The sequence below is a fragment of the Streptomyces sp. NH27 genome, from assembly GCF_056859195.1.
This window is the reverse complement of the sequence record NZ_JACEGK010000342.1, coordinates 1-8573: the sequence shown is the minus strand read 5'-3', so window position 1 is coordinate 8573 and position 8573 is coordinate 1. Positions and strand designations below refer to the sequence as shown.

The window sequence follows — 8573 nt, the reverse complement described above, 5'->3', positions numbered from 1 at the left end:
TCGGTGGGGTCGGGGATCAGCGGGAGCAGGTCGGTGATCGAGTCGGCGTCGGTGGGCAGTCCGAGGGCGTCCAGGAGCTCGGTGAGGTCGTGCTTGTCGCGCGCGTTGCGGGCGGTCAGGCGGGCGGCCTTGGCGTCCTGGTCGCCGGAGTTGTCCTCCAGCGGCAGGGATTCGGCGGTCTTGGCGACGTCGAATTCGGTGAACATCGCGCCCCCTATGCGGCGTCAGTCCGGCGGGCGCGGCGGTGCTGCGCGCTGACGCTGGTGAGGGCGGTCTCCAGCAGCCAGCGGTTGGTGGCCGCCTGCCGGGGGGTGATGGTCGTGCCGTCGTTGTCCGGGACGGTCAGGTGGGGGAGTTGCGTGAGGACCTGGTCCATCAGCTGGGTCGACGGCGTCCAGGGGCCGCGGGCCCCGGTCCAGGGCAGCGGCGTGGTGAGCGGCTGGACGTCGGCGAGGACCAGGTGGTGCTGGCCGGGCTGCGCCCACGGGGTGCACGGTCCGTCGTCGGGGTGGCAGTCGACCAGGTTGGCGACGGCGACCACGGCGCCGGGGTGGAGCTTGCGGTCGCGGACGGTGGCGGCGACCTGCGGGTCGTGCAGGGCTCCGGTGTCGAGGGTCTTGGAGGTGTGGATCAGCAGCAGGCCGCGCCAGGACCAAGGCCGGGGCCGGTTCTCGATGGTCTTGCCGCCGTGCACGATGCAGGTGGCCCACGGGTCGCGGACGGTGATGCAGCGCATGTGCGCGATGGTGGGCTTCACGCTGCCCTCCCCGCCGGGGTGTTGCCGGTGCCGGGGCGGCCAGCGCGGCGGCCGTTGATGCTCACCGCGTTCACGTGCTTGGGGCCGGCCAGCAGCGGGCGGCCGGTGTGTTTGGTCGCGTACATCGCGGTGTCGGCGGCGCGCAGCAGCTCGGGCAGGTCCTGGCTGCCGGTGGCGGCGGGGGTCGCGGCGCCGACGGACACGGCGACGTCGACCTGGTGCCCGCCGGTGGTGACGGGCTGAGCGAGCATCCGGGCCAGCTGCCCCAGCCGGAAGTCGAGTTCGTCGGGCTCGGTGGGCAGGGCGACGGTGAACTCGTCACCCCCGAGGCGGCCGACCGCGGCGCCGGGCCCGGCCCACTCGGTGAGGCGGGCGGCGGTGGCGGCCAGGACCTGGTCGCCGGTGGCGTGCCCGTGCTGGTCGTTGACGGCCTTGAAGTCGTCGACGTCGGCAAGGAGCACCGCGGTGTGCTCGCCGTGGCGGTGCAGGAGGTGGCGGGCCCGGTTGGTCCAGGGCTCGCGGCGCAGGACGCCGGTGAGCGGGTCGCGGCGGGTGGCGGCCAGGCGGCGGTGCCAGATGACCGTGTGGACGGTCCAACCGGCCAGCGGAACCGCGGCCGCGGTGATGACGGCGGCCGTAGTGGGGATGTGGGCCATGCGGCCCGTGACGTGCACGGTGGAGGCCATACTGGGGCTCCCTCTCGTGTCGGGGTTTGTCGATGCGGGTGTGGGCCCGAGGCGGCCGGTCAGGTTGACGGCCAGGACGGCCGCCCCGGGGCGGATCTACAGCGGGCGCGTGGTGGCCTGGTCCCAGTGCAGGTCCCAGCCGGGGCGAAGTCCCCGAGCCGACCAGCCGGAGCCGGACGCGGTCGGGATCTGCACGCCGACGGCAGCGCACTGCCGCGCCTGGTCCCACGCGGTGAACGCGGCGCTCAGGGCGTCGCCGGGGCTGTGGGCGCGGCCGGTGAAGACGTGCAGGCCGCGCCGGTCGGGGTGGTCCGGGTCGTGTATCGGGACGTCGACCTCGAAGTGGGGCAGCATCGGGTCACCACTCGGGGTGGCCGGTGTGGGCCGGGTTGCGGGTGCAGATCAGGTCGTCGTCGCCGTCCATGAGGCCCTGGTGGGCCTTGAGGAGGTCGGTGGCGTTGTAGACCGGCGTCCAGGCCGGGCCGGGGCAGTCCTCGTTGGGGCAGGGCAGCTGCACGTCGAAGCCGATGTCGCCTTCGCCGTCGGCGTTGTTGCGGAAGGCGAGGTTGAGGTACTCCTGGCCGGCTCGCAGGACGACAACGCGGTCGCCGTCGGCGAGGGTGGAGCCGTCCCGCCAGGTCGCCAGGCGGGCGATCTCCGGGCCGAAGAAGCGGCGCAGCAGCAGCTCGTCACCCAGGCCCGGGCCGCCGTCCAGTCCGAGGTCGCGGTGGCGGGTGTCGCTGACCCGGCGCAGCAGCGGCCGCAGCCGGCCGATCGAGTCGGAGAACACCACGTGGTCGAAGCCCTCGTTGCGCAGGCCGGGGTGGGCGGCGACCATCGCGGCGTGCTGCGCGCGCACGACGTCGTCGGGCACCCGTCGGCTGTCCGGCCGCCGCGAGTTGCGATCCATCGCTTCCGGCAGCGACGCGGACATCAGCAGAGCCACGGTCGGCATGCCGTGCCGGGCGGCGATCTTCAGCAGCCCGGCACGCGTGGCGCGGTCGGTGCCGGACTGACCCATCAGCAGGACCAGCGACGGGTGGGGAATCTCGGTGTCCATCGGTGTCATTCGCGTTCTCCTTGGGGGTGAAGGGTGCGGGTGGCGTAGTGCAGGTGGAGGCCGGCGGAGTCGCCAATGAACGCGGCGGCTTCCTCCAGGAGCGCGGACACGTCTCCGTCGGGTGCCTCGAGGTCCTGGTCGTCGGAGGCGCGGTCCGCGGCGTGGCCGGCGGCGGTGAGCAGCTGCACGAGCGCGCCGGACACCCCGTCGTCGGGGGCGTCCTCGCGGAACAGCTCGCGCAGCACCTCCGCGACCACGGCCGGGTCGGCGATGCCGGCCAGGTCCCTCTCGATCTGCTGGAGCGCCAGGCGTGCGATGCCCGCGCTGCCGCGGGCTCGCTCCACCTGCGGGTCGACGGCGGTCACGTCGCGGACCGGGTGGCGTACCAGGTGGTGACCGCGGCGGCGGCGAACCCGATGGCGCGGTGGGCCGCCTGGTCCAGTTCCATCAGCGCCGTGCCGGGCCCGGACAGCTCCGCCGTGTCGTGGCCGGCCTTGCGGACCACCGTGGCGTGCTTGATGTAGCCGCCCTTCCCGGCCTTGTCCGCGAGCCAGATCAGCGGGTCACGGCGGTCCAGGATCGCGTGGGTGCTGGCGTTGATGGCCGCTCCCGCGAGCAGCGCCTTCATCGGGACGCGGATTCCGAAGGCGCGGGTGACGCCGGCCGCGGCGAGCAGCTGCACGGCGGTGTAGGAGGCGACGTGCCGGGCGACCGCCCGTCGCCCGTGGGAGCTGGCCGTCCGAGTCGGCCCGTGGTGCCACGGGTTCTCCGCCACGGGCGTCCCGTCGCGGTAGACCAACTCGGTGCCGTGCAGGCCCTTTGCGGCCGCGTCCTTCGAGCTCTGGACCCACTGGTCGCACAGCGGGTGCAGCGCGTCGAACGACGCGAGCAGCGCACCGAACAGGGCCAGGCGGTTCGTGGGTGTGGTGGGTAACGGGTTCATGCTCGGGTTTCTCCTCATCAGGAGGGGTTGGCCAGGAATCGGTTCGGTCCGGGCTGACTGTCCGGGCCTCCGCGCCGTCCCGGCCTGGTAGGCCGGGGCAGCACGGGGGCGGGGCGGTCAGGACCGGGCGGCCAGGACATCGCTGAACCGAGGGGCATCGGCGGCCAGGACCCACTCGCCGTCGGTGATGCGCCGGCCGCGGACGCCGAACCCGTTGCTGGGGGCATTGGCGTTGCCGTGGAACAGGTGGAGGACCGGGACGCCGCCGGACCAGTGGTCGAAGTGCTGCCAGGTGAACCCCGGGTGCGCCGGGTCGTCGTGGTAGAACTCGCCGGCGGGGACGTACGCCGCAGTGAGGTCGAAGACGGCACCGGTGTCGGGGTGGGTCCACTGAGTGCGGCCGATCTCAGTCTCCGGGACCGGGTGGCCGCCGGCGTCGACGCGGCGGTCCATCCACGAGACGGTGACCAGGCAGCCGGGGTGGTCCCAGGTGTTCGGGTAGGGCTTGCCCGGGTTGTAGTAGTCGATGTGGACGTCTCGGTCGGTCAGCGCCTGGCGGCCGCGCAGCTCGCTGCGGACCAGCCGAGCGCGGCCGGCCTGAACGGGCTCCGTGTAGCGGTCGTCCGCCCGGCCGCTGCCGCCACCGTTGGCCAGCCAGCCTCGGACCGAGGCGTAGACGCGGCCGTCGGCGTCGGGGGCGTTCTCGGTGACCTGCCAGTCGGCGAGCACCAACGGCACGTCGCCGGCGAAGTGCAGCGTGCCGTGGTCGGTGTCGGCGATGTGGTGGTCGGGGGTGTTCCAGTCCTGCATGACGAGTCCTCACGGTGACGTAGTGGAGTGCGCTGTGGCCGGGCTGTCCGGCCACAGCGTTGGGAGGGATGGGAACGAGATCGGCCCGCCGCGGTGTGCGGCGGGCCGGTCGGGCGGTGCAGAATCGGCACTGGTCAGTGGCTGGGTGCGTCGGCGGCCGTGTTCTGGCTGGCGATGGTGGCGAGGACGTCCCACAGGCGGGTGCTCGGGCCGAACTGCGGGTCGGCGAGGGTGATCTGCGGGGCGTGCTGCAGGACGGTGACCGCGGCAGGGAACGCAGACCATAAGAAGGCGATGTCGCTGCGGGTGAGGGTGGCTCCGAACTGGGTGTACGGCTCGCCGTCCCGGGTGGTGCAGACGATTCCGGGGTGGGCGTGGCCGTTGTCGGCGTCCCAGCAGTCGGTGAGCACGATGTCCAGGCCCGCGTCTTCGGCGGCGTCGATCATGTCGCGCAGGTCCCGGCCCGCGGTGACGAAACCCGTGACAGCGGCCTTCTGCTGCCACCAGGCGCCGTCCACGCCGGCCTCTTCGATGCCGGGCTGCGAGCAGGTGGTGTAGAACCCGGCGCGGTTGACGGCGGCGAGGACCTCTACGAACGGGAGGGTCTCGGTGTCCGGACCGTAGCGGGGGGCGTAGCCGGGCTGGCTGGCGATACCGCCCTCCAGCCACAGCGCCCCGGCGGTGCCGAGCTGGTCGACCGTATCGGCCGCGCGCCACCGGGATCGGTCTCTCCTGCTCATCCAGGGCAATCGCATGGTGTGCTGTCCTTTCTCGGGAAGGTCCGGGCGTAGGCGATCACTGGTGGTGCCGACTGGCGGCCACCAGGTGGTGGCCGCCAGTCGCTGATCCGCCGTGGTCAGAAGGGTGGTTCGTCGAAGCTCGGGTCCGGGCGGCGCAGTCGGAGGCGGAGTCCGCGGCGGTCCCAGCACGGGCACGCCTCCATCTCCGGATACGGTCCGCCGTTCCACCAGCCGCCCTCGCCGTAGCAGCGGGGGCAGTTGCGGCGGGGCCGGGGGAGCAGTGCGACCTGGTCCCGGGACAGCTCCAGCGACCAGCCGCCGGACGTCCTGGCGTAGGTGAGTGCGGCCGCGGTCGTCGCGGCGACCACGGCGACCGCGGCGAGATGCGCGGCCGTTCGGGCGGGTGCTGCCATGTAGGGCTCCTTCGAGGTCGGCGGCAGATCGTGGCTGACGCGCGGGGGGACGCCCGGCCTACTGCAACGCCACTTCGGCGATCGGCGTCCAGGTGATATGCCGCCGGTCGTGGGACTGCGCCACCAGGCACAGGCGGTTGGCGCGCAGCACGACCGGCTCCCCGGGGTGGTCGGACAGGGCGGCCTTCAGCTCGCGCCGGTCCGGCCGGATGAGGCCGGCGGTGCCGTAAGCGAGCGAGAGGTGCGGGTAGTACAGGGCGGGGATCACGGGGAACCGGCCGCCGGTGACCTCCGCGTCGACGCGGGCTGTCAGCTCCCACAGCCGCCGAGCGGGCTCGCCGGGGCGGGCCAGGCATTCCACGGCGACCGTGCCGACGCCCGGCCGGTCGAAGACGAGGTCGAACGGGCCGATGTCCTGGCACTCCTTGGTGACCCGCTCGATGATCGCGGTGATCGCTTCTTCCGGGTACTGGTCTATGGGCCCGGCGTGCAGCACGGTGCAGTGCACCCACGGCGCCGGGACCGGGGCCAGGCCGGAGCGGTGGGTTATCGCCCGGTACCGCTCCACCAGTTCCTCGCGCACGGTCGCTTCGTCGAACAGCAGGTGCCAGTGCAAGTCCGCGCGCCCGGCCGGCCATGCGTGGGTGCGCGACTCCACTGCGGCGAAGAAGTCCGTCATGTGCGGTCCGGTCACTGCGGGGCTCCTGCAGCGGCGAGTTCGGACGCGAGGTGCACGGCGCCGAAGCCTTCGTCGTGCAGCTGGCCGGAGGTAGGGAGCAGGGCGTGCAGATCGCGCAGGACGTGGACCGGAACGACGCGCTCGCGCGCGGCGTTCTGTGCTTCCGCTGTCGGCAGCCGCACGTCGAACAGGATCGCCACGGTGGGGCGTTGCCAGTAGCGGGCCCGGGCAAGCAGTCCTGCGCGCACGTGCGGGTAGATGTTGGTGGCGTCCACCACGGTGGTGAGGTTGCGGGCGAGGCGGGCGTCCAGGAGCAGGTTCTGGACCTGGGCTGCGACCGGAGTCGCCGACTGGTCCGCCATCGAGTCGGTGGCGAGCTCGCGGTAGACGTCCAGGCACACCCGCCAGGTGGCCGGGTACCGGGCGGCCAGGGTGGACTTGCCGCAGCCGGGGATGCCGACCAGGACGACAAGCGCTCCGGGAGCGAGCGGTGTCTGAGCGCCTGCGGCCGGGTGGGCGGAAGGGTCCAGCGTGGTCACGGGTGGAGTTCCTCCTTGCTGATGGGGGCTGGCCGGTCGGCCACCACCGGCCTCGAGTCCGGCGTGCGAACGCGAGGCCGGCGGAAGCGGGCCGGTACAGAGAGGCGCGTGCGGCAGGCGGAGGGAGCGGGCCTACTTCTTGGTGCACCGCGGGTCGTTGGCGACGACGGCGAGCGACGCGTATTTGGAGTCGCCGTGGTAGGCGACGTAGACGCGGTTGGGGCCGTCGCACTTGGCGCCGATGTTGCTGAAGCCGTCCGACATGCGGATCACGTCCATCGGGGCGCCGTTGTCCTGGCCCGAGCGGGGCGCGTCCTTGAAGGGCTCGGTGTACTTGTTGGAGCAGGCGGTCGCGCCGAAGCCGAGGACGACGGTGACGCCGACCGCGGCGGCGATGTAGCGGGTACGGGTACGCATCGGGAGATCCCCCTGGGAGAAGGTGGAGGCCCGGCCCGGGTGGTTGCCCGGGCCGGGCCGGGCCGTGGCTGGCCGGTCGGCCACTGCCAGCCCCGGGACGCCCAGCGGCGGGGTCTCGGGACTGACAGAAGCGGGCCGGGGCAGGGAAAGAGGCCGTCAGGCCGTTTGCAGGTCCGTGTTCTTGGAGCCGGAGTTGTCGGGAGTCCGGGCGGCGTAGCTCTCCAGGAGCCGGCGCAGCTGCCGCAGGTTGGTGATGGAGCCCGGGGCGTCGGCGTCACTGGTGACGGCGGTGAAGACCATGCCGGGGGCGTGGTCGCCGGCCTGGGTGTCCCACCAGTAGCGCAGGTGGGCGCCGGGGGCGAGGAAGAAGGTGGCGGTTCCGTCGCGGTAGCCCTGCCACCGGTCGGCGTCGGTCAGGAGCATCTGGCCGCGGTCGATCTGGAAGGCGTCGTCCGCGGCCCGCTGCGCGGCGTCGGCGGCGGTGGCTTCCTCCAGGCGGCTGATGCCGTCGGCGAGGCTGGCCGGCGGCGAGGCGGAGGCCGCCCGGTTGGCGGTCACCGGTCGCAGGTGCTGCCGCAGGGACGCGAGGAAGTCCGCCAGCCCCCATGCGAAGGCGAGGCCGGCGATGCCCGCGACGGCGGCCCGGCAGGCGGTGGGCCAGGTGTGGGGTGCGTCGGCGAAGCCGATGTAGCCGCCCGCGCCGGCGGCGGCGAGCAGGAAGCCGTACGCGGTGAGCTTGCGTGGCAGAGGTGCCATTGGTGCTCCTTCGGGGGTGGTTGGTCACGCGGCCAGCCGGTGGCTGGGGCGGGGGAGGGTGTAGGTGGTCGGGTCGGCGGTGATGCCTTCTGCGCACTCCAGGCAGGCACCGAGCGTTTTGAGCGGCAGGCAGTGGTAGTACCGGCGCCCGCACTTCGGGCAGGTCTGCCGTTTGGACATCGCCGCGTCGAGGGCGATCTCCTTGGCGAGCGTCATCGGCCGTATCAGCAGCGCCTTGTCGATCTCGTAGAGCCACGCGAAGCGCTTGCCGCCGCGGCATTCGATCCGGGCGACGGGTTCCTGGCCGCCGGGGCGCAGCCGCATCTGCCGGAGTTGCCGCCGGGTGGCCAGCCCCTTGGGGGCCTGCCGCCACCGGTGCACGATCAGGGCGCCGGTTCTGTCGTCGTACGGGTCGACGTCGGGCACTGCTTGGTCGGCCTCGCCGGCCTGCCCGGGGGCGGCGGCGGGGCCGGTCACCGTAAACGGCGGGGCCAGGGCGCCTTCAGGCGCGAGCGGGCGTTGAGTGCGGCGACAGTGCGGCCGCGGTGCAGCTGCACGCGCAGGATCCGTGGCCGGGGCCGGCCGTCCTTGGCGCGGCGCGGGCGGGGGATGAGCACGGGCGGTTCCTCCGGACGTGGTGGACAGCGCTGCGCCCCGCCGGCGAAGTGTGCTGTCGGCGGGGCGCAGTGCTGTGTCGGGCTCAGGCGGTGTGTGTGGTGCGGGGGCCGGGCGCGGTCGGCGCCGGGGTGCCGTGTGCCGGGCGTGGGTGCGGC

At 73.3% G+C, this 8573-nt stretch carries 14 protein-coding genes and 1 pseudogene; all 15 read right to left on the bottom strand.

Annotation, left to right across the window (positions count from 1 at the left end; all coding sequences use genetic code 11):
• Positions 1-206: pseudogene (locus tag AC13HU_RS24935) on the bottom strand (Lsr2 family DNA-binding protein); the annotation flags it as partial.
• 8 nt (positions 207-214) lie between these two features.
• Complete coding sequence (locus AC13HU_RS24930; RefSeq protein ID WP_483044178.1) at positions 215-757, bottom strand: ASCH domain-containing protein; 543 nt, start codon at positions 755-757, stop codon at positions 215-217.
• Positions 754-1443, bottom strand: coding sequence for a GGDEF domain-containing protein (locus tag AC13HU_RS24925; protein ID WP_483044177.1), 690 nt, complete (start codon positions 1441-1443; stop codon positions 754-756). Before AC13HU_RS24925 ends, AC13HU_RS24930 begins: the two co-directional genes overlap by 4 nt.
• A 96-nt stretch (positions 1444-1539) precedes the next feature.
• Positions 1540-1797 carry a hypothetical protein gene (locus tag AC13HU_RS24920; protein WP_483044176.1) on the bottom strand — a complete coding sequence of 86 codons (258 nt, stop codon included), beginning with the start codon at positions 1795-1797 and terminating at the stop codon, positions 1540-1542.
• A 4-nt stretch (positions 1798-1801) separates the two neighbouring features.
• Entirely contained in the window at positions 1802-2512 is a 711-nt protein-coding gene (locus AC13HU_RS24915; protein WP_483044175.1) for an AAA family ATPase, read from the bottom strand.
• Positions 2509-2868: a hypothetical protein gene (locus AC13HU_RS24910; RefSeq protein WP_483044174.1), complete on the bottom strand. Its 360-nt coding sequence runs from the start codon at positions 2866-2868 to the stop codon at positions 2509-2511. Before AC13HU_RS24910 ends, AC13HU_RS24915 begins: the two co-directional genes overlap by 4 nt.
• Positions 2865-3446, bottom strand: a complete 582-nt coding sequence (locus tag AC13HU_RS24905) for a hypothetical protein (protein WP_483044173.1) — start codon at positions 3444-3446, stop codon at positions 2865-2867. Before AC13HU_RS24905 ends, AC13HU_RS24910 begins: the two co-directional genes overlap by 4 nt.
• Before the next feature lie 117 nt (positions 3447-3563).
• On the bottom strand, positions 3564-4256 hold the full coding sequence (locus AC13HU_RS24900) for a hypothetical protein (RefSeq protein ID WP_483044172.1): 693 nt from the start codon (positions 4254-4256) through the stop codon (positions 3564-3566).
• Between the two features lie 134 nt (positions 4257-4390).
• Positions 4391-4996 (bottom strand): DUF6919 domain-containing protein, encoded by a 606-nt coding sequence (locus AC13HU_RS24895; RefSeq protein ID WP_483044171.1) that lies wholly within the window; start codon positions 4994-4996, stop codon positions 4391-4393.
• Between the two features lie 116 nt (positions 4997-5112).
• The gene (locus tag AC13HU_RS24890) at positions 5113-5409 is read right to left on the bottom strand and encodes a hypothetical protein (RefSeq protein WP_483044170.1); all 297 of its coding nucleotides are present in this window, start codon (positions 5407-5409) and stop codon (positions 5113-5115) included.
• Positions 5410-5467: 58 nt separating this feature from the next.
• On the bottom strand, positions 5468-6103 hold the full coding sequence (locus AC13HU_RS24885; RefSeq protein ID WP_483044169.1) for a 2'-5' RNA ligase family protein: 636 nt from the start codon (positions 6101-6103) through the stop codon (positions 5468-5470).
• Positions 6100-6627 carry an AAA family ATPase gene (locus AC13HU_RS24880; protein WP_483044168.1) on the bottom strand — a complete coding sequence of 176 codons (528 nt, stop codon included), beginning with the start codon at positions 6625-6627 and terminating at the stop codon, positions 6100-6102. Before AC13HU_RS24880 ends, AC13HU_RS24885 begins: the two co-directional genes overlap by 4 nt.
• A 132-nt stretch (positions 6628-6759) precedes the next feature.
• The gene (locus AC13HU_RS24875; protein ID WP_483044167.1) at positions 6760-7044 is read right to left on the bottom strand and encodes a hypothetical protein; all 285 of its coding nucleotides are present in this window, start codon (positions 7042-7044) and stop codon (positions 6760-6762) included.
• A 156-nt stretch (positions 7045-7200) separates the two neighbouring features.
• On the bottom strand, positions 7201-7800 hold the full coding sequence (locus AC13HU_RS24870) for a hypothetical protein (protein ID WP_483044166.1): 600 nt from the start codon (positions 7798-7800) through the stop codon (positions 7201-7203).
• A gap of 24 nt (positions 7801-7824) precedes the next feature.
• Entirely contained in the window at positions 7825-8277 is a 453-nt protein-coding gene (locus AC13HU_RS24865; protein ID WP_483044165.1) for an RRQRL motif-containing zinc-binding protein, read from the bottom strand.
• Positions 8278-8573 lie beyond the last annotated feature (296 nt).